Below are 25,346 nucleotides of genomic sequence, written 5' to 3'. Positions count from 1 at the left end.
CTGCTCGCCTCCGGGGAATCCCTAAGCGAGGACGCTGAGCTTCGAGTTGCTGCGGCCGAAGAGGGCGCGGTCGGCCGAGAAGCTGCCCGCGCCGACCAGGGCCACGGCCGCGGCGGCGGCGGCCAGGATCAGGACGAGCTCGTAGCCGCCGGTGGCGACAAAGACGCCGGCGGAGGCGTGGACCAGGAACAGGGCGCCGAGCATGTCCAGTGCCAGGAGGGCGGCGAACACGCGGGTGAGCACGCCCAGGATCAGGGCGATGCCGCCGACCAGCTCGAGGGTGGCGACCACCGGGGCCACCGCGTGGGCCGCCGGGACGCCCATCTGGGTGAAAGCCGCCTGGGTGCCGGCGATGGTGAATTCATTGAACTTCTGCCAGCCGTGGGCGGCGAACAGGAAACCCGTGATGACGCGCAGGATGGTCCGGGCGGAGGTGGTCAGTGCGGGCTGGTTCATAACGTGCCTTTTCTGCAGGACGGGCGCCGCTGCGTGGCGGGATGTGATGCCCCTGCCCCAGCGACGATAGTTGTATTTTCAAGTTCTAGGGTCCCGGCTTTTAGTTGAAATGTCAACTAAAAATAACGCCGGGTGTCGCGGCGTGCGCCCCGGCTAGGGTTAAGCCGTGCCTTCCTCCGCATTCCTGTCCAAGACCCTGCCGCCGCCTGCCGGGCACCGGCGGGAGATCCTCCGCCTGGCCGTGCCGGCGTTCGGCGCGCTGATCGCCGAACCGTTGTTCCTGCTCGCGGATTCGGCAATCGTGGGCCATCTCGGCGTGGCCGAGCTCGCCGGCGTGGGGCTGGCGTCGGCGGTGCTGCACACAGCGGTCGGCCTCATGGTGTTCCTCGCGTACTCCACCACGCCAGCAGTCGCGCGGGCCATCGGCAACGGCCAGCCGGCCAAGGCCCTGGCCGCCGGACGTGACGGCATCTGGCTCGCGCTCCTGCTGGGCATCGTCCTGGCCGCTGCCGGGTTCGTGGCCGCCGGGCCGCTGCTGGAGCTGATGGGTGCCCGCGGCGAGGTGCACGGATTTGCTGTGGACTACCTCCGCGGATCCATGCCGGGACTCGTGGCGATGCTGCTCATCTTCGCGGGCACCGGCGTGCTGCGGGGTCTGCAGGACACGCGGACCCCGCTGGTGGTCGCCGCGGCAGGGTTCACGCTGAACATCGTGCTGAACCTGGTCCTCGTCTACGGGCTGGGCTGGTCCGTGACCGGCTCCGCCGTCGGCACGAGCATCGCGCAGTGGGCCATGGCGGCCGTCTATGTGCTGATTGTCCGGCGGAACGCCCGCAACCACGGTGTATCCCTGCTGCCGGACTGGCGGGGGGTCCGCTCACTGACCAGGGTGGGCTCCTGGCTCATGCTGCGCACGCTGAGCCTGCGCATCGCGATTCTGGCCACAGTGGTGGTCGCCACGGCGCAGGGTCCCGTCAATCTGGCCGCCCACCAGCTGGCCATGACGGTCTTCACATTCTTCGCCTTCGCCCTGGATGCCCTCGCGATCGCGGCCCAGGCCCTGATCGGCAAGGAACTCGGGGCCGGCCGGTCCGGGACGGCGCGTGCCCTGACGCGCACCATGACCCGGTGGGGGCTTGGCTTCGGCGTCCTGACCGGAATCCTCCTCGCCCTCGCGGCGCCCTGGACGGGTGCCCTCTTCACCGCCGACGCCGATGTCCGGGCGGCGCTCACGCTCGCCCTGTGGATGCTCGCCGCCGGGCAGCCGATCGCCGGCTACGTCTTCGTCCTCGACGGCGTGCTCATCGGGGCCGGCGACGCCCGCTATCTGGCCCTTGCCGGCGTCGTGAATCTCGCGGTGTACCTGCCGCTGCTGCTTGCCGTATGGTCGGCCGGCGCGGGGCTGCTGTGGCTCTGGGCCTCCTTCTCCCTGGGCTACATGGCGGCCCGGGCACTGACCCTGGGCCTCCGCGCCCGGACCGACCGGTGGATGGTCCTCGGTGCGGGGTAAGCCGGGCGGGAGCTTCGCACTAAACTGAACGGGTGACTTTCCCCGCAACCCCCGACGCGACCCCCGCTGTCCGCGCCGCCGCCGATCTCTGGAAGCCCGTGCTGGTCAGGGCCGCCGTCGCGCTCGTCTTCGGCGCTGTCACGGTGTTCTGGGCCGCGCCGCCCGAGACCGGCATGGCCTGGACCGGCGGCCTCTACCTGCTGACCACCGGCGCGGTGCTGATCTGGACGGTGACCAAGACCGGGTACAGCCCGCGGGAACGCGCCGGCAGGATCCTCTCCGCCGGCGGGGCCACCCTGGCCGGCGCCGGCGCAGCCGTGGGCCTGCTCCCCGGTTCGCTCGTCTTCGGGACCATCGCGGCCCTGGGTCTGGGGGTGGCCGGCGCCGCTGAACTGTCTGCCGGCATTATGGGCCGCGGCCGGTCCGTGCTGGCCCGCGACTGGATCACCTCGGGCGTGATCGGGCTCGGCACGGCGATCACGCTGCCGTTCTTCATCGGTCTCGGTGCGCATGCGCTCCTCGGCGTTGCCGGCGGCGGCGCCATCATCAGCGGCGTGCTCTGGACGCTGGCGGGGCTGACCCTGCGGCACGATGCCCGGGGCGCAGCTGCGGAGGCCGTAAACTAGTACCGACAGGTTCTACCCGGCGTAGAACATTGGCGGTAACAAGACAGCCACGCGTCCCCGCGCAGGCTGCAGGAGGAAGAGACCTTGGCACAGCAGAAACCCGGAGCGCCCCGCAGCCTGCGGACCTCGGTCAAGGGACCGCTCATGTTCTCCGCGTTCTGGGCCGTGGTGGTCTTCTTCGGGGTCCTGATCTTTGCCTCGGGCGGCAGCGCCCGTTCGCCCCGTTTCGACCTCGCCTTGATCGGCGCCGGGATCGCCTTCATCGTGATCCTCGTGGTTGCCGCCATGCTCTCGATGAGCCACAAGGACAACGCCGAATACCTGGGGAAGGGCTCCGGCGTCAACCTCAGTTCCAAGCGGACCTCTTCCGGCCATGGCGGTGGGCCGGCCCAGTCGGGTCCTGAGTCAGCCGGTCCGGCCGAGCCGAACGACGGCGGCCCGCGCGCCTGACCCTGTAGCCGGGCCCCTCGCCGCGGTCAGGACACCGCCTTGCGCGCCCGGTATGCGGCCACGTGGGCGCGGTTGGCGCAGTTTCCGGTGTCGCAGTACCGCTTGGAGCGGTTGCGGCTCAGGTCCAGCACGACGGCGTCGCAGTCGTCCGCGGCGCAGACCAGCATCCGGTCCATTTCCTTGCTGCGGATCACGTCCACCACCGCCATCGCCGCCTCCGTGCTCATCCGGTCCGCCAGCGGAGCCTCCGGGGTAGTCGCGTGCAGATGCCAGTCCCACGGATCGTGCTTGACCAGCTGGGGGAGTGCCCTTGCCTGCCGGAGCAGCCGGTTGACGGTCTCCGCCGCGGCGGCCTCCTCTGCCAGCCAGAGCCCGGCGAGCTCGCCGCGCAGCTTACGGATGCTGTCGAGTTCGGCCTCGTCCCGGGTCCGGGAACCCGTGAAGCCCTCGTCGGCCAGGAACTCGTCCAGGTCCTTGAGCGTGGCCAAGTGTTCCTCACCGTTGGCCGCGGTGTTGATCAGGTTGACCACCGAACGCAGGGCAACTTCCGTGTCAGGGGCAAAAACCATCTTGACTCCTTACCTCGCCGGGGCGTAATGTCATGACCATAACCCTACTTTACTCCTGACAGGAGGATGCCCGTGTCTGCCCCCCGCCGCACCGTCGCCGCCCCGGTTCGAGACCTCGCCGCCCAGCGGGCTGCCTCCGAACCCGGCGGCACCGGGCGCGGCGCCGCGCCCGGCTTCATGGCCTCGGGCCTGGGCACCGCCCTGTTCTCCTCGGCGGTCTTCGGCCTTTCCGGCTCATTCGCCAAGGCACTGCTGGAAACAGGCTGGTCGCCCGGGGCCGCCGTCACGGCCCGCCTCACCGGTGCCGCGCTGATCCTGGCGGTTCCAGCCGTCCTTGCGCTGCGCGGACGCTGGCACCGGCTCAAGGACAACTGGCTGACCATCCTGCTCTTCGGGGTCATCGGCGTCGCCGCCTGCCAGCTGTTCTACTTCAATGCCGTGGCCCGGCTGTCCGTGGGCGTCGCGCTCCTGCTGGAGTACCTTGCGCCGGTCATCATCGTTTTTTGGCTGTGGGCCGCGAGCCGGAAGCATCCCCGCCCGCTGACCATCGCCGGCACGCTCCTGTCGCTGGGCGGGCTGATCCTGGTCCTGGACCTCACGGGCGCCGTGAAGATCGACCTGATCGGCGTGCTGTGGGGAATGGCGGCCGCCGTCTGCCTCGCGATCTACTTCTTCATCACGGCCCGGGAAAACGACACCCTCCCGCCGATCGTCCTGGCCTCGGGCGGGCTGATGGTGGGGGCCGTGGTGATGTGGCTCGCGGCCGCCACCGGCCTGGTCCCGATGGCCTTTGGCACGGCGGACACCCGGCTGGGGCCCTGGATCACCCCCTGGTGGGTCGCCCTCGGCGGGCTCGTGGTGCTGGCCACGGTTCTGGCCTACGTGTCCGGAATCATGGCCGCGCGGGCACTCGGCTCCAAGGTGGCGTCGTTCGTTTCGCTGACCGAAGTGCTCTTCGCCGTCATCTGGGCGTGGCTGCTCCTGGGTGAACTGCCCGGCAGCATCCAGTTGCTCGGCGGCCTCCTGATCGTCGGCGGCGTGCTCCTGGTCCGCCTGGACGAACTGCGCGCGGCTCCCCTGGCGGCGCAGCTGGACCACGCGAACGATATCGAACCCGTGCCCTGACACCGCTGTGCCGGCCAGGCGTCGGGCCGGCCAGGGGCCGAAGGCCCCGATCCCGGCGGCCCTCGATCCCGGAAGGTGTGGCGCCTACAGTGGAGCTATGTGCCGCAATATCAGGACCCTGCATAACTTCGAACCGCACGCCACGGACGCGGAGGTGGAGGCCGCCGCGCTGCAGTACGTGCGCAAAATCAGCGGCTCCACGAAGCCGTCCAAGGCCAACGAGGAAGCCTTCAACCGGGCCGTGCACGAGATCGCCCACGCGACGCAGCATCTCCTTGACTCGCTGGTGACGCATGCCCCGGCCAGGGACCGGGAGGAGGAAGCGGCCAAGGCCCGTGCCAGGGCGGCCGTCCGGTTCGGCGCCGCCTGAGCCCGCAACGCGGATCCGCAGGGCGTCCGGCTGCTACCTCCCGAAGCTGCGCAGCCGGAGCGAATTGGCCACCACCAGCACGGAACTGGCGGCCATGGCCGCCCCCGCGATCATCGGGTTCAGAAGCCCCAAAGCCGCCACGGGAATGCCGATGGCGTTGTAGAAGAAAGCCCAGAAGAGGTTGGTTTTGATGGTGGCCAGCGTCCTGCGGGACAGTTCGATCGCCTGCGCCACCTGCTCCAGATCGTTGCCCATAACCGTCAGGTCGGCGGCCTCGATGGCCACATCCGTCCCGGAGCCCATGGCGACCCCGAGGTCCGCCTGGGCCAGCGCCGCGGCATCGTTGACGCCGTCGCCGGCCATGGCCACGGTGGCGCCGGCCGCCTGCAGATCCCGCACGGCCTTGACCTTGCCTTCCGGCAGCACGCCGGCATGGACGTCCCCGGGTCGGATCCCGACGGCGGCAGCCACCTGGGCGGCCACCGCAGCGTTGTCGCCCGTGAGCAGGATGGGCCGGAGCCCGAGCTGCCGGAGCCGGTCCACGGCGGCTTTGGAGCCGGGCTTGAGGGCATCGCGCAGGCGGATGATGCCGGCGGTGTCGCCATCCACGGCAACCCAGATCGCGGTGGCGCCGGAGTTTTCGGCGCCGCCGAGGGCGTCCTGCTCTGCGGCGGCGGGAACGATGCCGTTCTGCTCCAGCCAGCCCGTCCGGCCCGCCGTCACCAGACGGCCCTCGACGGTGCCCCGGACGCCACCGCCGGGCGCGGAGCGGAAGCCGCTTACGGCGGGAAGGGCGCCGTCTTCCCCGGCCGCCCCTGCGATGGCGCGGGCTATCGGGTGCTCGGAGGCGTTTTCCACGGCCCCCGCCAGGCGCAGGACCTCGGCGTCGCTGTAGGTGCCGAAGCTCTCGATGCCGTCCACGGCCAGGTGGCCGGTGGTCACGGTGCCGGTCTTGTCCAGCAGGATGGTGTCCACGGTCCGGGTGTCTTCCAGGACCTGCGGCCCCTTGATGAGGATGCCGAGTTGGGCACCGCGGCCGGTCCCCGTCAGCAGCCCCACGGGCGTCGCCAGCCCGAGGGCGCAGGGGCAGGCGATGACCAGCACGGCGACGGCGGCGGTGAAGGCCGCCCGGACCCCGTCGGGACCGGCGGCCGGTCCGGCCGCCAGCAGCCAGGCCGCGAAAGTGAGGGCCGCCAGCACCAGGACGACGGGGACGAAGACAGCGCTGATCCGGTCAGCGAGGCGAGCGATGGGGGCTTTTCCGGTCTGCGCCGCGGAGACCAGCCGGCCCATCTGGGCCAGGGTGGTCCCTGGACCGACGCGGGTGGCGCGGACCAGGAGACGGCCGGAGGTGTTGATGGTGGCCCCGGTGACCTGGCTGTCCGGGCCGACTTCCACCGGCACGGATTCGCCGGTCAGCAAGGAGGCGTCCACGGCCGAGGAGCCCTCCAAGACCACGCCGTCCGTGGCGATCTTTTCGCCGGGCCGGACCACCAGCACATCTCCCACCGCCAGATCCGCCGCCGGGATCCGCAGTTCCTTGCCGTCGCGGAGCACCGCGGCGTCCTTGGCGCCCAGGCTGAGCAGGGCCTTGAGGGCGTCTCCGGCCTTCTGCTTGGCATTTGCCTCGAGGTACCGGCCCAGCAGCAGGAAGGTCGTGACCACGCAGGCGACCTCGAAATAGAGGCCGCCGGCTTCCATGCCTTCCATGGCCGGGTGTTCGGTCAGGCGCGGGTCCGCGAGGAGCTGGCCGGCGGAAAACGCATAGGCCGCGGTCACGCCGATCGAAACGAGGGTGTCCATTGTCGACGCGAGGTGCCGGGCGTTGATGGCCGCGGCCCGGTGGAAGGGCCAGGCCGCCCAGCCGACCACCGGCAGGGCCGCGATGGCGGCTGCCCAGCCCCAGTTCGGGAACTGGAGCGCAGGGATCATCGACACCGCGAACACCGGAACGGTGAGGGCGGCTGCCACGATGAGCCGGGGGCGGAGTTCGGCGGCGGCTGCGCCGGCCGCCATCCCGGGACCGGCGGACGGCGCCGGCTCGGCCGCCTGCACCGGCTCCTGGGCGGCCCGGACCGTGGCCCGGTAACCGGCCGCCGCGACGGTGGCGGTGATTTGTTCGTCCGTGATGTCCGCCGGGACGGTGACGCGGGCGGACTCGAGAGGCAGGTTGACGCTGGCTTCGACGCCGTCGAGCTTTCCCAGTTTGCGTTCGACCCGGTTGACGCAGGAGGCGCAGGTCATCCCCTCGATGTCGAGGTCGATGACACGGCTTCCGGCGTGCTCCAGCAGTTGTTTGCTGTCCAGCAGCTGCTCGCTCTTCACGTCGCCTTCCTGTTCTCCTCGTTTGTTCCGGTCCGGTCCCCGCCGCCCGGGGGCTGCGGCGGCGCTCAGGCTTCGCTGGCAACCACCAGGTAGCCGGCTTCCGCCACGGCCTCGCCGATCTCGGCGGATGACAACGCCTCACTGGAGGTGATCGTGACGGTGGAGATGCCGCCGGCCTTGAGGTCGACGTCGACCTTTTCGACGCCGGAGAGAGCCTCAAGTTCCTCACTGACGGAGGACACGCAGTGTCCGCAGGTCATGCCCGAAACGTTGACGGTGGTGGAAACAGTACTCATGGCGTGCTCCTTGTCGCTGGGCGCAGGGTGTTTCCCGGCCCGGTGGTCTGGTGGATGGTGCGGGTCTTAGCGCAGCAGGCGGCCGATTGCGTCGGTGGCCTCTTTGACTTTGAAGTCGATGGTTTCCGCCCGCAGCTCCGGGTCCGGCTCGGAGGCGGCGCCGACGACGCAGTGACCGATGTGCTCCTCCACGAGCCCCAGGCTCACCGCGTGCAGGGCCTTGGTCACGGCGGCGACCTGGGTGAGGATGTCGATGCAGTACTTGTCCTCGTCCACCATGCGGGCGATCCCGCGCACCTGGCCTTCGATCCGCTTGAGCCGGCGCAGATAGGCCTCCTTGTTGGAGGTGTAGCCGTGCTGCTCGGGGGGCGCCGCGGGGGCGGTGGCGGGAACCTCGGACTCGCTCATGCCCCCAACATATACCCCCTAGGGGTATGTTTCAAGTGGGCGGTTCCGGGCCGGCAGCGCTTCCGGACGGGGCGGACAATTGATCCGGAAATTAAAGAGCTCCGGAGTGCGTTATTGGGGGATACGCACTCCGGAGCAGCTAGGGGGTAGGCGGTTCATCCGGCCTACATATCGAGCTTACTTGGCGGTACGGGTGCGCGCCAGCACCTCGAATAAGTACTTTCGCTTTACTTTTCGGCGGCCGGAACAATCAGGACCGGGCGCTCCTGGTGATGGCTTAGCCACGCCGCGACAGAGCCGTTGAGCGCCGCCGAGATGCGGTGGCCCAGGCCGGGTTCGGGGGTGCCCACCACAATCATTTGCGCGTTGGCCTCCGCGGCGAGCCGGCCGATCGCCCGGGCCGGATCGCCCGCCAGGATGCGCAGGGTCCAGTCGATGTCCCGGCCCGCACAGCCGGACTCAACGGCGGTCCGCAGCTCCTCGGCGGTGGCCCGGATCTCGGCGTCGTCCCTGTCCGGGTGCAGCGAGAGGCGGTGCGCGGACCGCTCCGGATCCCACTCCACGAGGTAGCTCGCCTCGTCCACATAGGCGCAGATCACGGGCACTCCCAGCCGTGCCGCGAGCGAGGCCGCGGTCTGCACAACCTCGGGATGCTGTCCCGGCAGCACGGCCACCACAAGGGGCGGCGGCCCGGCGTCGGACTCGGCTGACATGCATTCATTCTTTCCCCCGGGACGGGACCTGAACAGGGACTTACTCCCCCTCCCGGCGGCCCGAGCCGGCCCGGAAGGGCGTCCCGCCGTCTCCCTTGAACACCCCGGGGGCGGGGCCTACGGTTGAAGAACACAGGAGGAGGAGGTGGCCGTCGTGGAAATCTACATGTGGTGGCTGGATCTGGATTTGGCGAGCAAGGAATGGCTCCGGGAAAACCTGCGGAGCGCCGAGCTGCCCGAGGACGTGCAGAAGGGGATCGGCAGCGCCGGCGGCGACGCGGCCCTGACGGCCGCCGATTGGGATTTCATCGAGACGCAGTCGGAGTTCGTGGACTAATCCCTGGAGAAAACCATTGCGGCCCCCTGGCGCGGATGGTTGCATGGGGGTCATGGCTACTGCAGAGAGTTACGTCCTGGCGATCGGGACCAAGAAGGGCCTCTGGATTGCGACCAGTCCTGACCGGAAGGACTGGTCCGTGTCCGGGCCGCATTTTCTGATGAGCGAAATCCCCAGCATCGGCATCGATACCCGCGCCGGCCGGACCCGGATCCTGGTTGGGGTCCGTTCCGAGCACTGGGGCCCCACCGTTTTCCACTCCGACGACCTCGGCGCCAGCTGGAACGAACCCGAAAACGGGGCCATCACGTTTCCCGACGGCACCGACGCCGCCTTGGAGCGGATCTGGCAGATCCACCCCGACGCCGATTCCCGCCCGGGCGTCGTGTGGGCAGGCTGTGAGCCCATCTCTGTTTGGAAATCGACCGACGGCGGCGAGCACTTCGAGCTCAACCGCGGCCTGTGGGACCATCCGCACCGCAGCGAGTGGGGTGCCGGCTACGGCGGCGCCGCGGCGCACTCGATCGTCGTAGACCCTACGGGCGACAAGGTCCACGTGGCCATGAGTACGGGAGGGGTCTACCGCTCGCTCGACGGCGGCACCTCCTGGGAACCGCGCAACAAGGGAATCTCCGCTTACTTCATGCCGGACCCCAACCCGGAGTTCGGCCAGTGCGTCCACAAGATCGCCGCCGATGCCGCCGTCGGAGGCCGGCTGTATGCGCAAAACCACCATGGCGTGTACCGCAGCGATGACGACGCCGAATCGTGGGAGTCGATCGCCGACGGGCTCCCGGCGGACTTCGGCTTCGTGATGCTGACGCATCCGCGCCGGGCCGGCACGGCCTGGGTCATCCCCCTGAAGGCGGACGGCGAGCGGATTCCGCCGGACGGAAAGCTGGCGGTGCACCGGACCGACGACGCCGGTGCCAGCTGGAAGCGGCTCGACGACGGGCTCCCGGACCCCGAGTACAACGCGGTGCTGCGCGATGCCGCCTGCGTCGACGAAGCGGAGCCGGCCGGGGTCTACTTCGGGACGCGCGGAGGCAGTGTCTACGCCAGCGCCGACGAGGGGGAGCACTTCAGCGAAGTGGCTTCCCACCTGCCGGACGTGCTGTGCGTGAGGGCCGCCGCGGTTTCCGCCGCCCAGGTGCCCCCGCTGCCGCGACGGCATGACTGAGGCGATGTCTGCTGACGGTATGACCGGGGCCAAGGGGGAGCCTGCGGATACCGCGATCAGTGTCATCCTGCCGAGCGTCCTCCAACCGCTCGCCGGCGGGCAGTCCATCCTGACTGCGCCCGCTGAGGCGGCGGTGACGGTGGGGTCGTTGCTGGATGCGGTGACCGGGGATTATCCGGCCCTGTCGCGCCGGCTGCGGGACGAGACCGGAGCCGTTCGCCGTTACGTGAATATCTACGTCAACGGGAATGAGATCCGGCGGCTGCAGGGCCTGGCAACGACGGTAGCGCCGGGCCAGGAGCTACTGATCATCCAGTCCGTCGCGGGGGGCTGACGCCTCAGGCGACCCGCCACACCGTGCATTCGTCCGCGTTGATGGCTTTGCGCATGCCGGTGTGGCGGTCCATGATCCAAACGACGCCGATTCCGGGGGCGGTTTCCTGGACGCTGCCGCGCCGGATCACGACGTCGTCGTAATTGGGGCCGACGCTCAGCCGGGCCTCGATTTCATCGCCGCGGTGCAGCTGGTCGAGGGCGCGGATTCGGGTCACATGGGCTTTGGCTTCCTTCAACATGGCGGGGCCTCCTGGACTGGAGAGTGGTGCCTGCTCTTGCCGGCACTTCCAGTGTCCTGCGCCAATGTTGCGCCCGCGTTTCAGCCCGGTTAGGGGCCGGTTAGTTTTTCGGGGCGGCCCGAAGTCCCGATTAAACGCGAGGTGGCCCTTCACGGCAGTGTTTTCGAAAACACTGCCGCGAAGGGCCACCTCGGGTGGGGCTAAGCGGGGCTACCTGACGCCCAGCTGTTTGGTGGGGACCTTGAAGGTTTCCTTGGCCGTCAGCGCCGCGACGGCAGAGATCAGGCAGATGACGCCGGTGAAGATGGTGATCTGGACCCAGCCGCCGGGCTGGATGCCGCCCATGGCCGCCACGATTGCCGGGGCGAACCCGGCCATCAGGAAGCCCAGCTGGGTGCCGATGGCGAGGCCGGAGAACCGGACGTTGGTGCTGAACATCTCGGCGTAGAAGGAGGGCCAGACGGCGTTGGCCGCGGCGTAGCCGAAGGAGAAGAAGCCGATTGCCGCCAGGAACATCAGCGCGACGTTGCCCGACTCGAGGCTCAGCAGGAAGACCGGGGTCAGGATGGCGCTGGAGAGTGCGCCGTAGATGAACACCGGCTTGCGGCCGATCTTGTCGGCGAGCATGCCGAAGAGCGGCTGGGTGCCCAGGGCCATGAAGTTGGCGCCGACGACGAGCCAGAGGGTGGTGGTGCCGTCCACCCCAGCGACGTTCTTGGCGTAGCTGATGGCCAGGGTGCCGAAGACCGTGGAAACGGCGGCGATGAAGGCGCAGGCGATGACGCGCAGGACATCGCGCCAGTGGTCCTTCAGAAGGTCGGCCACGGGCAGCTTGGAGATCTGCGCGGTCTTCTTGGCCTCTTCGAACGCCGGCGGCTCGTGCAGCGTGCGGCGGATGAAGAACGCGATCAGCACGACGACGGCGCTGAGCCAGAACGGGATGCGCCAGCCGATGCCGTACTTGATCTCGTCGGGCAGGGCCAGGACGGGGATGAAGACCAGGGCCGCGAGGATCTGTCCACCCTGGGTTCCGGTCAGGGTCCAGGAGGTGAAGAACGAGCGGCGGTTGTCCGGGGCGTGCTCAAGGGTCATGGACGAGGCGCCGGCCTGCTCGCCTGCCGCGGAGAAGCCCTGGCAGAGGCGTGCCAGCACCAGCAGGGCGGGAGCCCACCAGCCCACGGTCTTGAAGTCCGGCAGGCAGCCGATGGCAAAGGTGGAGGCGCCCATCAGCAGCAGCGTGAACATAAGGACTTTCCGTCGCCCGATCCTGTCGCCGAAGTGGCCGAGGATGATGGCGCCGACGGGACGGGCAACGTACGCGAAGCCGAAGGTGGCAAACGACATGATCGCCGCGTTGGTGTCCGCGTCCGGAAAGAAAACGTGCGGGAAGATCAGGGCCGCTGCCGAACCGAAGATGAAGAAGTCGTAGTACTCGACGGCGCTGCCCAGGAAGCTGGCAAGGGCCGCCTTCTTCGGCGTCCCTCCTGTGGTGATACCCGGCGTCGTGGACGGGACAGTGTGGCTCATGATGTTCCTTTTGTGTGACGACGTTGTCGCGGATGGATCAGGAAGGTCTCGACTGCCGCCCTCATAAGTGTGGTGCAGCCGGAAGTCCGTGGAAAGACCCGGACTAGTAGCCACATTGTGGAAGCTACTTGTGCAATGTAGCAATCATGGCTGTGAGCATAGTCACTTGTCAAGAAAAATAATCACCATCTAGAAATAGCTCTCACTATGTGGCAATATCAATGCATGAGTGTGAATCAAGCCACAGACGAGTGGGCCGCGGAAGAGCCGGCTGGCAGGACTGGCAAGACGGATAATAAGTCCGCTAAAGACGACTCGCGGACGGACATGGTGGGCAAGGCCCTGGGCCTGCTGGTCCTGCTCGGAGACGAGCCGCGCGGCGCCAGTGCCGCGGAAATCTCCCGCCGGGCCGAGCTGCCGTTCAGCACCACGTACCGGTTGCTGGGCTCCCTGACGCGTGACGGTTTCGTGGACTACGAACCGGACGGCCGCCGCTACCACCTGGGCCTGCGGGTGTTCCAGCTCGGCCAGCGGGTCTCCAACCACCACGGCTTCGCGGGAACGGCGCTGCCCATCCTGCGGCGCGTGACCGAGGAGACGGGCGAGGCCACCATTCTCTCCGTGCGCGACGGCATCCACCATCTGACCGTTAACAAGGTGGACGGGCCGCGGACCTTCCGCGTCACGAGCGACCCCGGCCATCTCGGGGCGCTGCACACTACCTCCGTGGGCAAGGCCCTGGTGGCCTTCGCCGATGACGCCACCCGCACCCAGCTCCTCGAGGAGTTGCCCCTCGACCCGCTGACGGAGCACTCCATCACGGACCGCGCGGCCTTCCGGGCGGAGATCGACCTCGTCCGCCGCCAGGGCTACGCCACGATGGACGAAGAAAACGAGCTCGGCATGCGTGCCGTTGCGGTTCCGGTCTTCAATGCCCAGGGCCACGCCTTCGCTTCCCTCGCCACGGCCGTGCCGGTGTTCCGGCTGAGCATGGAGGCCCTCGTGGCCCACGTCCCGCTCCTGCAGTCGGCGGCCGCCGAGCTGTCCGCCCGGCTGCCGCAGGCCTGAAGCCGGACGGAAGCTGGCGCGGCGTAACAAAATGTTCGCCATTCGAACAACAGTGCAATATGTGAACAAAGTCTGTAGTGTAATCCCTGTCACCCGGACTGCCGGCGACGCCGCAAGCGCCGCCGCCCGCCGTGTGACGTTGTCAAAGGAGCTAACCGGATGAGCAATCGAGCAGAGTCCTTCCTCGTGGGCCTCGTGGGAGACGGCGTCATGCCCTCCCTCACGCCCTATATGCATGAGCGCGAAGGGGACGTGCAGGGCCTCCGGTACCTCTACCGCCCGATCGACCTCATCGAGCTCGGCCTGCCCGGCCAGGCCGTAGGGGAGCTGCTGTCGGGTGCCCGGAGCCTCGGCTTCAACGGGCTGAACATCACCCACCCCTGCAAGCAGATCGTGCTCGACTACCTTGACGAGGTTTCCCCCGACGCCCGCCGCCTGGGCGCCGTCAACACCGTCGTGATCCGCGACGGCCGCTTCATCGGGCACAACACCGACTTCTCCGGCTTCGCCGCCGCGCTGGCCTCCGGCCTCCCCGGGGCCACACTGGACCGTGTGGTGCAGCTGGGCGCCGGCGGCGCCGGATCCGCCGTCGCCTACGCCCTGCTCACCGCGGGGGTCCGGGAACTGGACCTCGTGGACACGGATGCGGCGCGCTGCGCCGCCCGGGCAGCCGAACTCGCCGACTTCTTCCCGGACCGGACCGTCACCGCGCGGACGACGGCGGAGCTGCCGCAGCTGATGCCGCTGGCCGACGGCCTGGTGCACTGCACCCCGGTGGGCATGGCTGCCCATCCGGGCGTCCCGCTGGACATGTCCCTCGTGGAGTCGCGCCACTGGGTGGCCGACATCGTGTACCGCCCGATCGAAACCGAGCTGGTCCGCGAGGCCCGGGCCAAAGGCTGCGAGGTCCTCGACGGAGGCCGGATGGCGGTGGGCCAGGCGGCGGACGCGTTCCGGATTTTCACCGGCCGCGAGCCCGACGCGGACCGCATGCGCTCCCACTTCCTGGAACTCGTGGCGGCCGAAGAGGTGTCCGCCTGATGCGCACCGGAATCGCCACCGTCTGCCTGTCCGGCACCCTGCGGGAAAAGATGCAGGCCTGCGCCGTGGCCGGCTTCGACGGGATCGAGATCTTCGAACAGGACCTGGTCACTTCCCCGCTGAGCCCGGAAGATGTCCGGAAACTCGCCGCGGACCTCGGCCTGACCCTGGACCTTTACCAGCCGTTCCGCGACTTCGACAGCGTGCCGGCGGACCTGCTCGCCGCCAACCTGCGCCGCGCTGAGGCGAAGTTCCGGCTCATGGCCCGCCTGGGCATGGACACCATGCTGCTGTGCTCCAATGTGGGCACGGCCACGATTGACGACGACGAGCTCCGGGCGGCCCAGCTCTCCCGGCTGGCCGACCTCGCGGGCGAACACGGCGTCAGGGTGGCCTACGAGGCCCTCGCCTGGGGCAAGTACGTCAATGACTACGAGCACGCCCACCGGCTGGTCGGGATGGTGGACCACCCGCACCTGGGCACCTGCCTGGACTCGTTCCACATCCTCTCCCGAGACTGGGACACCGCGCCGATCGAGGCGTTCAACCCGGACAAGATCTTCTTCGTCCAGGTGGCGGACGCCCCCAAACTGTCCATGGACGTGCTGTCCTGGAGCCGGCACTACCGGGTCTTCCCGGGCGAAGGGCAGTTCGACCTCCCCAAGTTCATGGGCCACGTGGTCCGCGCCGGCTACACCGGCCCGGTGTCCCTGGAAGTCTTCAACGACGTCTTCCGCCAGTCCGACGTCGAACGCACCGCCGTTGATGCCATGCGGTCGCTGATCTGGCTCGAAGAGCAGAGCTCCACCTGGCTCGACGCGCACCCGGCCGCGCGCCCGGAGGCCGGCGGCGCCGCGGCCCGCCGCCGCTATCCCATGGAGCTCGCCACGCTTCCCCGGGTGGCCGAGCCCGCCGGCTTCAACTTCGCCGAAGTCAGCGCCGGGGACACCGCCGGCCTGGAAACCCTGCTCGGCCAGCTGGGCTTCGCGTTCAACGGGCGCCACCGGACCAAGAACGTGCAATTGTGGACCATGGGCCAGGCCCGCCTGATCATCAACGAGGAACCCGCCTCCGGCGGCACGCCGGCCGCCATTTCGCCTGCTATTTCCGCCTTGGGCTTTGACGTCGGCTCTCCCGTCATCGCCGCCGCCCGCGCCCGGCAGCTCAAGGCCCCCGCGGTGCCGCGCAAGAGCCAGGCCAACGAGGAAGTCTTCCAGGGCTTCGCCGCGCCGGACTCCACCGAAATCTTCCTGTGCCAGGGCAGCCCGGACGGCACGGCGGCCTGGGTCGGTGAATTCGGTGAACCCGGTGCACCCCGCGAATCCGGCGGCCCGCCGCCCGCGTCCGCTGCCGGCGCCGTGATCGACCACGTGAACCTGGCCCAGCCCTGGCAGCACTTTGACGAGGCCGTGCTGTTCTACACCAGTGCCCTCGCACTTGAGCCGCAGCCGTATGCCGAAGTGGCCAGCCCCACGGGCCTGGTCCGCTCCCAGGTGATGCGCACCCGGGACCGGGGCGTCCGCCTGGTGCTGAACCTGGCGCCGCTGCTGCAGCAGGAAGCCCCGGCAACCTCAGGGGCCGGCCGGCCGCGCACCTACCAGGAGCACGTGGCGTTCGCGGTGGATGATCTCGTCGCCACGGCCCGGGCCGCGCGGGACCGCGGCCTGGACTTCCTGCAGATCCCGGCGAACTACTACGAGGACCTCGATGCCCGGTTTGCGCTGGACCCGGACTTCCTGGCCACCCTCCGCGAACTCAACCTGCTTTACGACCGTGACGCCGACGGCGAATTCCTGCACTTCTACACGGCCACGGTCGGCAGCGTGTTCTTCGAAATGGTGGAACGCCGCGGCGCCTATGACGGCTACGGCGCCCCGAATGCGCCCGTCCGCCACGCTGTCCAGTACGACCACCTCCACCAGCTGACCCGCACTTCCTGACCCCACCCGAACAACAACCACACCATCGAAAGGAGGCTGCTGTGCCTGAAGAACTGAACCTCGAGACCTTCAATGCCGACCCGATCACCGAAGACGTGTCCGACGACGCCACGGAGGCCGCAACGAAGACGTACGCGCCGCTGGATGCCGCCGCAGAGTCGCAGGCGGACCTCAGCGCCGAGATGAAGGCGATCGGCGAAGCCTACGCGCAGGCGCTCAAGAACGGCGCCCCGGCCGAAACCCAGCCGCGGCTCGACTATGCGCCGTACCGCAGCAGCGTCCTGCGCCACCCCACCAAGGACCTGCACCACGCGGACCCGGAAACCATCGAGCTCTACTCGCCGGCGTTCGGCCACATGGACGTCCACGCGCTCGAATCGGACCTGACCATCCAGCACAACGGCGAGCCGCTGGGTGAACGCATCATCGTCTCCGGCCGTGTGCTCGACGGCGACGGCCGCCCCGTCGCCGGCCAGCTCGTTGAAATCTGGCAGGCCAACGCCGCCGGCCGCTACATCCACAAGCGCGACCAGCACCCGGCACCGATCGACCCGAACTTCACCGGCGTGGGCCGCTGCATCACGGGCGCGGACGGCTCCTACAGCTTCACCACCATCAAGCCCGGCGCGTACCCGTGGAAGAACCACCTCAACGCCTGGCGCCCGGCGCACATCCATTTCTCCCTGTTCGGGCAGGAGTTCACCCAGCGGATCATCACCCAGATGTACTTCCCCGGTGACCAGCTGTTCCCGCTGGACCCGATCTACCAGTCGATCGTGGACCAGGACGCCCGCGACCGGCTCGTGGCCACCTACAACCACGAGCAGACCCGGCCCGAATGGGCCCTGGCGTACAACTGGGACATTGTCCTGACCGGGTCGAAGCGGACCTGGACCGAGAACGAGGCATTGGGCGCAGGAGGCGACGACCATGAGTAACCCCACCAAACTGACACCCACCCCGGGCCAGACCGTCGGTCCGTTCTACGGCTACGCCCTGCCCTACGCCAAGGACCGCGAGCTCCTGGCCCCCGGGTCCCCGGGATCCATCCGGCTCCAGGGCACCGTGTACGACGGCGCCGGCCACCCCATCCCGGACGCGATCCTGGAAATCTGGCAGGCCGACGCCGACGGCAAGGTCCCGCACCACACCGGCTCGCTGGTCCGGGACGGCTACACCTTCACCGGCTTCGGCCGCAGCGCGGTAGGCAACACCGGGGTCTTCACCTTCACCACCGTGAACCCGGGACCCACCGAACCCGGCGCCGCCCCGTTCATCGCGGTGGCCGTGTTTGCCCGCGGCCTCATGAACCGCCTGTTCACGCGGGTGTACCTGCCGGAGGACGAGGCCGCCCTGGCGGCGGACCCGCTGCTGTCCTCGCTGGCACCGGAGCGCCGCAAGACCCTGATCGCACGCCGCGACCCGGACGGCGGCCTGACCTGGGACATCCGGCTGCAGGGCGACGGCGAGACCGTTTTCCTCGATTTCAGCGACGCCGAGGGTGCCTCGAAGTGACCTCCTTCGAAACCGGGGGTGACGCCGGACTGGCCGGCGGTTCCGGACCGGACGGCGATTTCGGCCTGCTGAGCCCCGTGTCGGCGTCGCCCCTTGTGGCGGCGCTGACCGGGGACCGCGCGGTGCTCGCCGCCGTCCTGGACGTCGAGGCGGCCTGGGCGGCGGTCCTGGAGGAGGCGGGCCTGGCGCCCGCCGGCTCCGCCGCGGTGGTGGCTGCCGCCGCGGACGTCCGGCGCTACGACGTCGCGGACCTTGCCGTCCGCGCGCAGGGCGGCGGCAACCCCGTCATCCCGCTGCTCGCCGATCTCCGCGACCAGGTCATCTCGCTCGACGCCGCCGGTTCGGGCGCGGTCCGGGCCGTTCACGCGTCGCTGACCAGCCAGGACGTCCTCGACACGGCGCTGATGCTGCTCGCGGCCGGGGCCGTGCGCACGCTGCGCGCGGAACTCGCCGCGGCCGCGACCGCCCTTGCCGGCCTGGCCGAGGCCCACCGGCAGACGCTCTGCGTCGGCCGGAGCCTGACCCAGCACTCCCTGCCTTACAGTTTCGGGCTGCGGGCCGCGCAGTGGTTCGCCGGGCTGGCCGCCGCCGCCCGCCGGCTCGAAGCGCTCGAGCTGCCAGTGCAGACCGGCGGCGCCGCCGGGACCCTGGCCGCCGGCACGCTCCTGACCGGGGGAGCCGGGCTGAGCGGGGGGGCCGGCCCTGCTGCCGGGACGCTGTCGCCGTTCGATCTCGCCGACCGGCTAGCCGCCCGCCTGGGCCTCACCCCCGTCCCGGCCCCCTGGCACACCAACCGGCTGGCCGTGACCGCGCTCGGTGACGCCCTGACCGCCGTGACCGACGCGGCCGGGAAGATCGCCGCCGACGTCCTGTTCCTGAGCCGGCCGGAAGTGGCCGAACTCGCCGAACCGCGCGCCGCCGGCCGGGGCGTGTCCTCGGCCATGCCGCAGAAGCAGAACCCGGTGCTGTCCGTGCTGATCCGCAGCGCCGCCCTGCAGTCCCCGAACCTGGCCGCGCAGCTGCACCTCGCGGCCGCCAACTTCAACGACGAACGCCCCGACGGTGCCTGGCACAGCGAATGGGCGGCCCTGCGCCAGCTGCTCCGGCTGGCCCTCGGCGCCGCCGGACAGCTCCGCGAACTGGCCGAAGGGCTCCAGGTGTTCCCGGACGCCATGCGGCGCAACCTCGACCTCGCCGGGCCCCTGCTGCTGTCCGAGGCCGTCAACGCCGCCGTCGCGCCGCTCCTGGACAGCCCGGGCGACGGAGCAGGATCCGGCCGGACCGGCAAGCAGCGCCTGCAGGCCGTCGTGGATGAGACCCTGCAGGCCCCGGCCGGGGAGCAGGCAGGCACGTACCGGAGGCTGCTCCGCGCGGCGGTCCCCGGGGACCTGCTCGCCGACCGCCGGCTCGAGGAGCTCCTGGACCCGGCCAACTACCTCGGCCAGGCCGCTGAGATCACCCGCCGCATCCTCGCCGCGTACCCGGAATACGCCGGTGCCCGCCTACTCCAGAACGGAGCCTCCCGTGGCTAAACCCATCGTCAAAGCCGTCCTGCTCTCGCCCCAGCGCGCGCTCGGCGACAGGCCCCTCCTGATCGTGGGGTCCTCGCTCGGGACCTCGTCGCTGCTCTGGAGCCAGGCCGGCGCCCTGCTGGGCACCGAGTTTGACGTCATCGCCTGGGACCTGCCCGGGCACGGCGTCTCACCTGCGGCGCAGGAGACCTTCAGCGTCGCCGAACTGGCCGACGCCGTGATCGGCCTGGTCGATTCGATCGCCCCCGGTGCGCGCTTCCACTACGCCGGTGTGTCCCTCGGCGGGGCCGCCGGCCTGCAGCTGGGCATCAAGCACGGCGACCGGCTCAAGAGCCTCTCCGTCCAGTGCTCCGGGGCGAAGCTCGGCACTGCCGAGGGCTGGCTGGAACGCGCCGATACCGTGCGCACCCAGGGGACCCCGGTGATGATCCAGGGCTCGGCGCAGCGCTGGTTCGCCCCGGGATTCATGGACCGCCAGCCGGAACTCAGCGGCCGGCTCCTGCACACCCTCCGGGACGCCGACCGGTTCAGCTACGCCTACTGCTGCGAGGCACTGGCCGGCTTCGACGTCCGGGACCAGCTGGGCACCATCCGGGTCCCCACCCAGGTCATTGCCGGGGTCCTGGACTCCGTTGCCCCGCCGGCCATGGCCGAGGAAGTGGCCGCCGGCATCACCGCCGGCGGCGGGACCGCCACCGCCGTCAGCCTGGAGGGCGTGGCACACCTGGCCCCGTTTGAGGCACCCGGCCACGTAGCCGAGCTGCTCAAGGGCCTCATCACCTGGACCGAAACGCAAGGAACGGACGCATGAACAGCCAGCGGAACGGCCCCGAACGCAACGGTGCAGTCCAGCCCGGCGCGACAAGCCGGGAAATCTACGACGGCGGCATGAAAGTACGCCGCGAGGTCCTCGGTGACGCGCACGTGGACCGCGCCAACGCCAACAAAGATGCCTTCACCGAGGACTTCCAGGACATGATCACCCGGATCGCCTGGGGCGGCATCTGGACCCGGCCCGGGATCAGCCGCCAGATGCGCTCGGCCGTCACCATCACCGCGATGGTGGCCCACGGGCACTGGGAAGAACTGGCCATGCACATCCGCGCCGCCATCACCAACGGCCTGAGCCGGGACGAGATCAAGGAAATCCTGCTCCAGACCGCCATCTACTGCGGAGTGCCCTCCGCCAACACCGCCTTCAAGACCGCCCAACAGGTCTTCCATTCCATGGACAACGCCGCCATGGACAGCACCGGAACGGACAACGCATCATGAACCAGGCCTTTGTGTACGACGCCGTGCGCACCCCCTTCGGCAAGTTCGGGTCCGGCCTCGCCGCCGTCCGCCCGGACGACCTCGCCGCTCACGTCATCCGCGAATCCGTCAAACGCGCCCCGAAGCTGGACGTGGAGCGGATTGACGAGGTGGTGTTCGGCAACGCCAACGGCGCGGGCGAGGAAAACCGCAACGTCGCCCGGATGGGCACCCTGCTGGCCGGCCTGCCGGTCTCGGTCCCGGGCACCACAGTCAACCGGCTGTGCGGGTCCTCTTTGGACGCGGCGATCATCGCGTCCCGGCAGATCAACACCGGCGACGCCGACCTCATGCTGATCGGCGGGGCCGAGTCCATGTCCCGCGCCCCCTGGGTGCTGCCCAAGACCGAGAAGCCCTACCCCGCCGGGGACCTGACCCTGGCCTCCACCACGCTGGGCTGGCGGCTGGTGAACAAGGCCATGCCCGCCGAGTGGACCGTCTCGCTGGGCGAGGCCACCGAGCGGCTCCGCGAGAAGTACGCGATCACCCGTGAGGCGCAGGACGAGTTCTCCGCTGCCTCCCACAACCTGGCCGCCGCGGCCTGGGACGAGGGCTTCTATGACACCCTCGTGGCCCCGGTCCCCGGCACGGACCTGGTCCGTGACGAAGGCATCCGGGCCGGGTCCTCGGCCGGGAAGCTCGCCGGCCTCAAGACGGTGTTCCGGGCCGAGAACGGCACCGTCACCGCCGGGAACGCCTCCCCGCTCTCCGACGGCGCCTCCGCGGCCTGGCTGGGCAGCGAGGCCGCCGCCGGGCTGCTGGGGATGGACCCGCTGGCCCGGATCGCCGGCCGCGGCGCGCACGCCAACGACCCCCAGTACTTCGGCTACGCCCCCGTCGAGGCCGCCAACAAGGCCCTCGCGAAGGCCGGGATCGGCTGGGACGAGGTGGGCGCCGTCGAACTCAACGAGGCGTTCGCCGCGCAGTCCCTGGCCTGCATCAACGCCTGGGGCATCGACCCGGGAATCGTGAACCGGCACGGCGGCGCCATCGCGATGGGCCACCCGCTGGGCGCCTCCGGCGGACGCATCCTGGGCACCCTGGCCCGGTCCCTGCAGGCCTCCGGGCAGCGCTGGGGCGTCGCCGCGATCTGCATCGGCGTCGGCCAGGGCCTGGCCGTCGTCCTCGAAAACGTAACTGCTGGCGTGGAGGGTTAGGGAAAATGCTGAACTTCGTAGACACCGTCGGCGAGGCCGTCGCCGGCATCCAGGACGGCTCCACCGTGATGATCGGCGGCTTCGGCAACGCCGGCCAGCCGTTCGAACTGATCGACGCCCTCATGGACTGCGGCGCCACGGACCTGACCGTGGTCAACAACAACGCCGGCCAGGGCGACCAGGGCCTGGCCCTGCTGATCAAGGAAGGCCGGGTGAAGAAGATGATCTGCTCCTTCCCCCGCCAGTCCGACTCCTGGCACTTCGATACCAAGTTCCGCGCCGGCGAGATCGAACTCGAACTAGTCCCGCAGGGCAACCTCGCCGAGCGGATCCGGGCCGCCGGGGCCGGGATCGGCGGATTCTTCACCCCCACCGGCTACGGCACCATGCTCGCCGAGGGCAAGGAAACCCGCTTCCTGGACGGCAAATGGCAGGTCTTCGAGACCCCCATCCACGCCGACGTCGCCCTGATCAAGGCCCTCACCGCCGACGGCAAGGGCAACCTGGTCTACCGCAAGACCGCCCGGAACTTCGGCCCGATCATGGCCGCCGCGGCGAAACACACCGTCGTGCAGGTCTCCGGGATCGTCCCCACCGGGAGCCTGGACCCGGAAAACATCGTGACCCCCGGAATCTACGTCAACAGCATTGTGAAGGTGGCCTGAGATGAGCATCCAGTCCAACAGCCAGACCAACATCCGGACCAGCGACACGCCGCTGGGCCGGGACGACCTCGCCCGCCTCGTGGCCCGGGACATCGCCCCGGGATCCTTCGTGAACCTCGGCATCGGCCAGCCCACCCTGGTCTCGAACTACCTCGAACCGGAGCAGAACATCACGCTCCACACCGAGAACGGCATGCTCGGCATGGGCCCGGAGGCCGTCGGGGACCAGATCGACGGCGACCTCATCAACGCCGGCAAGATCCCCGTTACCGAACTGCCCGGGGCGTCCTACTTCCACCACGCGGACTCCTTCGCGATCATGCGCGGCGGACATCTGGACATCTGCGTGCTCGGCGCCTTCCAGGTCTCCGCGACCGGCGACCTCGCCAACTGGCACACCGGTGCCCCGGACGCCATCCCGGCCGTCGGCGGCGCCATGGATCTTGCCACCGGCGCGAAGGACGTCTTCGTCATGATGACGCTCCTGACCCGCGACGGCGTCTCCAAACTGGTCGAGGCCTGCAGCTACCCGCTCACCGGGATCGGCTGTGTCACCCGCGTCTACACCGACAAAGCCGTCTTCCTCACCGGCCCCGACGGCGTCCGCGTCCGCGAAACCTTCGGCTGCACCCTCGCCGAGCTCCAGGCCATGGTCCCCGTGCCGCTGACGGCGGCGCCCGCGGACGGAAGCTGACCGCCCTGTACTGGGATCACTTGAGCAGGGCTAAAGTATTCCGGGACCGGGAGGCGATAAATGATTGAGGCAGCCAGGAGCGGCGGCGTGCCCGCGGCCAGCGACCAGTACGTGCAGTCGCTGGCGCGCGGGCTCGCGGTGATCCGCGCCTTCGACACAGAGCACCCGAAGATGACGCTGACCGAGGTTGCGGCCCGGACCGGACTGACCCGGGCAACGGCCCGGCGGTTCCTGCACACCCTCGTGGAGCTGGGCTATGTCCGCACGGACGGCAAGATCTTCGCCCTGACCGCCAAAGTCCTGCAGCTTGGCTACGCCTACCTGTCCGGGCTGTCCCTGCCCCAGCTGGCCCAGCCGCACCTGGAGGAGCTCTCGCTCGAACTGGGGGAGTCGACGTCGGCCGCGGTGCTCGAAGGCACCGACATCGCCTACATCGCCCGGGTGGCCACCCGGCGGATCATGACGGTCGGCATCACGGTGGGCACCCGGTTCCCCGCCTACGCGACCTCGATGGGCCGGGTGCTGCTCGCGGCCCTTCCGCCCGCGAAGCTTGACGAGTACTTCGCGGCCGCCGAGATCCGGGCCCTGACCCCCGGGGCCATCGGGACGCGGGCGGCCCTCCTGGCCGAACTGGACACCGTCCGCGCCCAGGGCTGGTGCCTGCTGAACCAGGAACTGGAGCTCGGGCTGATGTCCGTCGCCGCGCCTGTCCACGACGGGCCCAAGGTGGTGGCGGCGGTCAACGTCTCCCTGCAGGCCCAGGCGGTGTCGGCGCAGCCGGACCCGGAGGCCTACCTGGCCGCGGTCCGTGAGGCGACGCTCGCCACGGCGGAACTCATCTCGGAGGACCTGACCTCCGGCCGGTGAAAGGCGGTTCGCACCGGTCCTGTCAGGGTAGCCCGGTGACTGCGGCTAGGATTCACTTCGGGACCCCGCCCGCCCTTTTCCGCAGAGGACGCCATGACAGAGAACACCACAGCGCCTGAGAACGACGCCACGGATACCGTCGCGCCCCGCCGCGCCGCCGTCGTCATCAATCCCATGAAGTCCCCGGGGGAGAGCTTCCGCGCCTCCTTCTTCCGGCTGTGCGAGACTCAGGGCTGGGAAGAGCCGCTGTGGCTGGAAACCACCAAGGAGGACACCGGCTTTGGCCAGGCCCGCCAGGCGCTGGAGGCAGGGGTCGACGTCGTGATCGCCGCGGGCGGCGATGGAACCGTCCGCTGCGTGGCTGAGGCGCTGGCCGGCACCGGGACCCCGATCGGCCTGGTCCCGATGGGCACCGGCAACCTCCTGGCCCGAAACCTCGGCGTCGACATCACCGACCCCGTAGCCGCCAGCTATGACGTCCTGAGCGGTACCGATGTCACCGTTGACGTGGTGCGGGCCACGCTGGACCACGCCGAGGACGGGAACGTCTTCCTCGTCATGGCCGGTCTCGGCTACGACGCCGCGATCATGGCCAACACTGTGGACCAGCTCAAGGACCGCGTGGGCTGGCTCGCCTACGTCGAGGCGGGCATCCGGCACCTTCCCGGCCGCCCCGTCAAGGCGAAGATCAGCATCGACGGCCAACACGCCGTGCGGCGCCGGATCCGCAGCGTCATGGTCGGCAACTGCGGCAAGATCATGGGCGGCGTGGAGATCTTCCCCGACGCCAAGGTCGATGACGGCGTCCTCGACGTCGTCATCCTCGCCCCTGTCGGCCGGTTCGGCTGGCTGGGCGTGCTGGCGGGCGTCTTCGGCAAGAACACGGCAAAGAACGCGTCGGTCGAGTACTTCGCCGGCAGGTCGGCCGAGATCGAACTCGCGCACGAGCAGGAGTTCCAGCTCGACGGCGACCCCCTCGGCACCGCCAAACACCTCGCCGTCACGGTGGAACCGGGCGCCCTCGCCGTCCGGATGTCGGCCATCTGAGACAACCATCCCCTGCCCCTGACCGGGCGTCGACCGTGT

At 69.6% G+C, this 25,346-nt stretch carries 29 protein-coding genes; 21 read left to right on the top strand and 8 right to left on the bottom strand.

Going from position 1 to position 25,346, the window contains the following annotated elements:
• Positions 1–21: 21 nt before the first annotated feature.
• Positions 22–456, bottom strand: coding sequence for a DoxX family protein (locus tag CFN17_RS06335; protein ID WP_208750510.1), 435 nt, complete (start codon positions 454–456; stop codon positions 22–24).
• Positions 457–622: 166 nt separating this feature from the next.
• On the opposite strand from CFN17_RS06335, the gene CFN17_RS06330 reads away from it, so the two are divergent.
• The 3 genes from CFN17_RS06330 to CFN17_RS06320 all read left to right on the top strand — a co-directional run bounded on the left by CFN17_RS06330 (position 623) and on the right by CFN17_RS06320 (position 3,042).
• Positions 623–1,966 (top strand): MATE family efflux transporter, encoded by a 1,344-nt coding sequence (locus CFN17_RS06330; RefSeq protein ID WP_261792392.1) that lies wholly within the window; start codon positions 623–625, stop codon positions 1,964–1,966.
• A gap of 32 nt (positions 1,967–1,998) precedes the next feature.
• Positions 1,999–2,592 carry a hypothetical protein gene (locus CFN17_RS06325; protein WP_208750509.1) on the top strand — a complete coding sequence of 198 codons (594 nt, stop codon included), beginning with the start codon at positions 1,999–2,001 and terminating at the stop codon, positions 2,590–2,592.
• An 84-nt stretch (positions 2,593–2,676) separates the two neighbouring features.
• On the top strand, positions 2,677–3,042 hold the full coding sequence (locus CFN17_RS06320) for a hypothetical protein (RefSeq protein ID WP_208750507.1): 366 nt from the start codon (positions 2,677–2,679) through the stop codon (positions 3,040–3,042).
• Positions 3,043–3,068: 26 nt separating this feature from the next.
• Here the strand turns inward: CFN17_RS06320 and CFN17_RS06315 are convergent, their stop codons facing one another.
• Positions 3,069–3,611, bottom strand: coding sequence for a CGNR zinc finger domain-containing protein (locus tag CFN17_RS06315; protein WP_208750505.1), 543 nt, complete (start codon positions 3,609–3,611; stop codon positions 3,069–3,071).
• A 177-nt stretch (positions 3,612–3,788) separates the two neighbouring features.
• Here CFN17_RS06315 and CFN17_RS06310 point away from each other — a divergent pair, with 177 nt between their 5' ends.
• Together CFN17_RS06310 and CFN17_RS06305 are read left to right on the top strand one after the other, a co-directional pair.
• Entirely contained in the window at positions 3,789–4,736 is a 948-nt protein-coding gene (locus tag CFN17_RS06310; RefSeq protein ID WP_261792443.1) for a DMT family transporter, read from the top strand.
• A 97-nt stretch (positions 4,737–4,833) separates the two neighbouring features.
• Positions 4,834–5,106 carry a DUF2277 domain-containing protein gene (locus tag CFN17_RS06305; RefSeq protein ID WP_208750502.1) on the top strand — a complete coding sequence of 91 codons (273 nt, stop codon included), beginning with the start codon at positions 4,834–4,836 and terminating at the stop codon, positions 5,104–5,106.
• A gap of 33 nt (positions 5,107–5,139) precedes the next feature.
• Here the strand turns inward: CFN17_RS06305 and CFN17_RS06300 are convergent, their stop codons facing one another.
• The 4 genes from CFN17_RS06300 to CFN17_RS06285 all read right to left on the bottom strand — a co-directional run bounded on the left by CFN17_RS06300 (position 5,140) and on the right by CFN17_RS06285 (position 8,848).
• Entirely contained in the window at positions 5,140–7,350 is a 2,211-nt protein-coding gene (locus tag CFN17_RS06300) for a heavy metal translocating P-type ATPase (RefSeq protein ID WP_395926855.1), read from the bottom strand.
• Between the two features lie 146 nt (positions 7,351–7,496).
• The gene (locus tag CFN17_RS06295) at positions 7,497–7,727 is read right to left on the bottom strand and encodes a heavy-metal-associated domain-containing protein (protein WP_208750501.1); all 231 of its coding nucleotides are present in this window, start codon (positions 7,725–7,727) and stop codon (positions 7,497–7,499) included.
• Positions 7,728–7,793: 66 nt separating this feature from the next.
• On the bottom strand, positions 7,794–8,135 hold the full coding sequence (locus CFN17_RS06290; RefSeq protein ID WP_208750499.1) for a metal-sensitive transcriptional regulator: 342 nt from the start codon (positions 8,133–8,135) through the stop codon (positions 7,794–7,796).
• Between the two features lie 227 nt (positions 8,136–8,362).
• The gene (locus CFN17_RS06285; protein WP_208750497.1) at positions 8,363–8,848 is read right to left on the bottom strand and encodes a universal stress protein; all 486 of its coding nucleotides are present in this window, start codon (positions 8,846–8,848) and stop codon (positions 8,363–8,365) included.
• Between the two features lie 154 nt (positions 8,849–9,002).
• On the opposite strand from CFN17_RS06285, the gene CFN17_RS06280 reads away from it, so the two are divergent.
• From CFN17_RS06280 to CFN17_RS06270, 3 genes are read left to right on the top strand one after another with little or no spacing between them, the layout of a single operon-like run.
• On the top strand, positions 9,003–9,185 hold the full coding sequence (locus CFN17_RS06280) for a hypothetical protein (RefSeq protein WP_208751369.1): 183 nt from the start codon (positions 9,003–9,005) through the stop codon (positions 9,183–9,185).
• 43 nt (positions 9,186–9,228) lie between these two features.
• On the top strand, positions 9,229–10,365 hold the full coding sequence (locus tag CFN17_RS06275) for an exo-alpha-sialidase (protein ID WP_208750490.1): 1,137 nt from the start codon (positions 9,229–9,231) through the stop codon (positions 10,363–10,365).
• A 4-nt stretch (positions 10,366–10,369) separates the two neighbouring features.
• Entirely contained in the window at positions 10,370–10,699 is a 330-nt protein-coding gene (locus CFN17_RS06270) for a MoaD/ThiS family protein (RefSeq protein ID WP_261792391.1), read from the top strand.
• 4 nt (positions 10,700–10,703) lie between these two features.
• Here CFN17_RS06270 and CFN17_RS06265 read toward each other — a convergent pair whose 3' ends face one another.
• Both CFN17_RS06265 and CFN17_RS06260 read right to left on the bottom strand, forming a co-directional pair.
• Positions 10,704–10,940, bottom strand: coding sequence for a hypothetical protein (locus CFN17_RS06265; protein ID WP_208750484.1), 237 nt, complete (start codon positions 10,938–10,940; stop codon positions 10,704–10,706).
• Between the two features lie 210 nt (positions 10,941–11,150).
• Positions 11,151–12,467 carry an MFS transporter gene (locus CFN17_RS06260; protein WP_208750483.1) on the bottom strand — a complete coding sequence of 439 codons (1,317 nt, stop codon included), beginning with the start codon at positions 12,465–12,467 and terminating at the stop codon, positions 11,151–11,153.
• 225 nt (positions 12,468–12,692) lie between these two features.
• On the opposite strand from CFN17_RS06260, the gene CFN17_RS06255 reads away from it, so the two are divergent.
• The 13 genes from CFN17_RS06255 to CFN17_RS06195 all read left to right on the top strand — a co-directional run bounded on the left by CFN17_RS06255 (position 12,693) and on the right by CFN17_RS06195 (position 25,307).
• Positions 12,693–13,535 (top strand): IclR family transcriptional regulator, encoded by an 843-nt coding sequence (locus CFN17_RS06255; RefSeq protein WP_208750482.1) that lies wholly within the window; start codon positions 12,693–12,695, stop codon positions 13,533–13,535.
• A gap of 159 nt (positions 13,536–13,694) precedes the next feature.
• Positions 13,695–14,576, top strand: a complete 882-nt coding sequence (locus CFN17_RS06250; RefSeq protein WP_208750480.1) for a shikimate dehydrogenase — start codon at positions 13,695–13,697, stop codon at positions 14,574–14,576.
• Positions 14,576–16,516 (top strand): bifunctional sugar phosphate isomerase/epimerase/4-hydroxyphenylpyruvate dioxygenase family protein, encoded by a 1,941-nt coding sequence (locus CFN17_RS06245; RefSeq protein WP_208750476.1) that lies wholly within the window; start codon positions 14,576–14,578, stop codon positions 16,514–16,516. The genes CFN17_RS06250 and CFN17_RS06245 overlap by 1 nt, the downstream gene beginning before the upstream one ends.
• 41 nt (positions 16,517–16,557) lie before the next feature.
• Positions 16,558–17,454, top strand: coding sequence for a protocatechuate 3,4-dioxygenase subunit beta (gene pcaH, locus CFN17_RS06240; RefSeq protein ID WP_208750475.1), 897 nt, complete (start codon positions 16,558–16,560; stop codon positions 17,452–17,454).
• Positions 17,447–18,031: a protocatechuate 3,4-dioxygenase subunit alpha gene (gene pcaG / locus CFN17_RS06235; RefSeq protein WP_208750474.1), complete on the top strand. Its 585-nt coding sequence runs from the start codon at positions 17,447–17,449 to the stop codon at positions 18,029–18,031. Before pcaH ends, pcaG begins: the two co-directional genes overlap by 8 nt.
• Positions 18,028–19,563 carry a lyase family protein gene (locus CFN17_RS06230; protein WP_395926414.1) on the top strand — a complete coding sequence of 512 codons (1,536 nt, stop codon included), beginning with the start codon at positions 18,028–18,030 and terminating at the stop codon, positions 19,561–19,563. Before pcaG ends, CFN17_RS06230 begins: the two co-directional genes overlap by 4 nt.
• Positions 19,556–20,374 carry an alpha/beta fold hydrolase gene (locus CFN17_RS06225; protein ID WP_208750472.1) on the top strand — a complete coding sequence of 273 codons (819 nt, stop codon included), beginning with the start codon at positions 19,556–19,558 and terminating at the stop codon, positions 20,372–20,374. Before CFN17_RS06230 ends, CFN17_RS06225 begins: the two co-directional genes overlap by 8 nt.
• A complete protein-coding gene (pcaC, locus tag CFN17_RS06220) occupies positions 20,371–20,838 on the top strand; it encodes a 4-carboxymuconolactone decarboxylase (RefSeq protein ID WP_208750470.1) in 468 nt (155 codons plus the stop codon). Before CFN17_RS06225 ends, pcaC begins: the two co-directional genes overlap by 4 nt.
• Positions 20,835–22,034: a thiolase family protein gene (locus CFN17_RS06215; protein ID WP_208750468.1), complete on the top strand. Its 1,200-nt coding sequence runs from the start codon at positions 20,835–20,837 to the stop codon at positions 22,032–22,034. The genes pcaC and CFN17_RS06215 overlap by 4 nt, the downstream gene beginning before the upstream one ends.
• 5 nt (positions 22,035–22,039) lie before the next feature.
• Entirely contained in the window at positions 22,040–22,699 is a 660-nt protein-coding gene (locus tag CFN17_RS06210; protein WP_208750467.1) for a 3-oxoacid CoA-transferase subunit A, read from the top strand.
• Position 22,700: 1 nt separating this feature from the next.
• A complete protein-coding gene (locus tag CFN17_RS06205) occupies positions 22,701–23,393 on the top strand; it encodes a 3-oxoacid CoA-transferase subunit B (RefSeq protein WP_208750466.1) in 693 nt (230 codons plus the stop codon).
• A gap of 60 nt (positions 23,394–23,453) precedes the next feature.
• On the top strand, positions 23,454–24,260 hold the full coding sequence (locus CFN17_RS06200) for an IclR family transcriptional regulator C-terminal domain-containing protein (protein ID WP_208750465.1): 807 nt from the start codon (positions 23,454–23,456) through the stop codon (positions 24,258–24,260).
• A gap of 93 nt (positions 24,261–24,353) precedes the next feature.
• On the top strand, positions 24,354–25,307 hold the full coding sequence (locus tag CFN17_RS06195) for a diacylglycerol kinase family protein (RefSeq protein ID WP_208750464.1): 954 nt from the start codon (positions 24,354–24,356) through the stop codon (positions 25,305–25,307).
• The last annotated feature ends 39 nt before the right edge of the window (positions 25,308–25,346 follow it).

Source organism: Arthrobacter sp. PM3 (assembly GCF_003352915.1).
Lineage (GTDB): Bacteria > Actinomycetota > Actinomycetes > Actinomycetales > Micrococcaceae > Arthrobacter.
The sequence above is the reverse complement of the archived record's forward strand: the minus strand, read 5'-3'. Positions and strand labels throughout refer to the sequence as shown.

Excerpts from the sequence above, each read along its gene's own strand:
- CFN17_RS06335 (WP_208750510.1), bottom strand. The coding sequence starts at position 456 with ATGAACCAGCCCGCACTGACCACCTCCGCCCGGACCATCCTGCGCGTC.
- CFN17_RS06315 (WP_208750505.1), bottom strand. The coding sequence starts at position 3,611 with ATGGTTTTTGCCCCTGACACGGAAGTTGCCCTGCGTTCGGTGGTCAAC.
- CFN17_RS06310 (WP_261792443.1), top strand. The coding sequence starts at position 3,789 with ATGGCCTCGGGCCTGGGCACCGCCCTGTTCTCCTCGGCGGTCTTCGGC.
- CFN17_RS06305 (WP_208750502.1), top strand. The coding sequence starts at position 4,834 with ATGTGCCGCAATATCAGGACCCTGCATAACTTCGAACCGCACGCCACG.
- CFN17_RS06300 (WP_395926855.1), bottom strand. The coding sequence starts at position 7,350 with ATGACCTGCGCCTCCTGCGTCAACCGGGTCGAACGCAAACTGGGAAAG.
- CFN17_RS06295 (WP_208750501.1), bottom strand. The coding sequence starts at position 7,727 with ATGAGTACTGTTTCCACCACCGTCAACGTTTCGGGCATGACCTGCGGA.
- CFN17_RS06290 (WP_208750499.1), bottom strand. The coding sequence starts at position 8,135 with ATGAGCGAGTCCGAGGTTCCCGCCACCGCCCCCGCGGCGCCCCCCGAG.
- CFN17_RS06285 (WP_208750497.1), bottom strand. The coding sequence starts at position 8,848 with ATGTCAGCCGAGTCCGACGCCGGGCCGCCGCCCCTTGTGGTGGCCGTG.
- CFN17_RS06275 (WP_208750490.1), top strand. The coding sequence starts at position 9,229 with ATGGGGGTCATGGCTACTGCAGAGAGTTACGTCCTGGCGATCGGGACC.
- CFN17_RS06270 (WP_261792391.1), top strand. The coding sequence starts at position 10,370 with ATGTCTGCTGACGGTATGACCGGGGCCAAGGGGGAGCCTGCGGATACC.
- CFN17_RS06265 (WP_208750484.1), bottom strand. The coding sequence starts at position 10,940 with ATGTTGAAGGAAGCCAAAGCCCATGTGACCCGAATCCGCGCCCTCGAC.
- CFN17_RS06260 (WP_208750483.1), bottom strand. The coding sequence starts at position 12,467 with ATGAGCCACACTGTCCCGTCCACGACGCCGGGTATCACCACAGGAGGG.
- CFN17_RS06255 (WP_208750482.1), top strand. The coding sequence starts at position 12,693 with ATGAGTGTGAATCAAGCCACAGACGAGTGGGCCGCGGAAGAGCCGGCT.
- CFN17_RS06250 (WP_208750480.1), top strand. The coding sequence starts at position 13,695 with ATGAGCAATCGAGCAGAGTCCTTCCTCGTGGGCCTCGTGGGAGACGGC.
- CFN17_RS06245 (WP_208750476.1), top strand. The coding sequence starts at position 14,576 with ATGCGCACCGGAATCGCCACCGTCTGCCTGTCCGGCACCCTGCGGGAA.
- pcaG (WP_208750474.1), top strand. The coding sequence starts at position 17,447 with ATGAGTAACCCCACCAAACTGACACCCACCCCGGGCCAGACCGTCGGT.
- pcaC (WP_208750470.1), top strand. The coding sequence starts at position 20,371 with ATGAACAGCCAGCGGAACGGCCCCGAACGCAACGGTGCAGTCCAGCCC.
- CFN17_RS06215 (WP_208750468.1), top strand. The coding sequence starts at position 20,835 with ATGAACCAGGCCTTTGTGTACGACGCCGTGCGCACCCCCTTCGGCAAG.
- CFN17_RS06210 (WP_208750467.1), top strand. The coding sequence starts at position 22,040 with ATGCTGAACTTCGTAGACACCGTCGGCGAGGCCGTCGCCGGCATCCAG.
- CFN17_RS06205 (WP_208750466.1), top strand. The coding sequence starts at position 22,701 with ATGAGCATCCAGTCCAACAGCCAGACCAACATCCGGACCAGCGACACG.
- CFN17_RS06200 (WP_208750465.1), top strand. The coding sequence starts at position 23,454 with ATGATTGAGGCAGCCAGGAGCGGCGGCGTGCCCGCGGCCAGCGACCAG.
- CFN17_RS06195 (WP_208750464.1), top strand. The coding sequence starts at position 24,354 with ATGACAGAGAACACCACAGCGCCTGAGAACGACGCCACGGATACCGTC.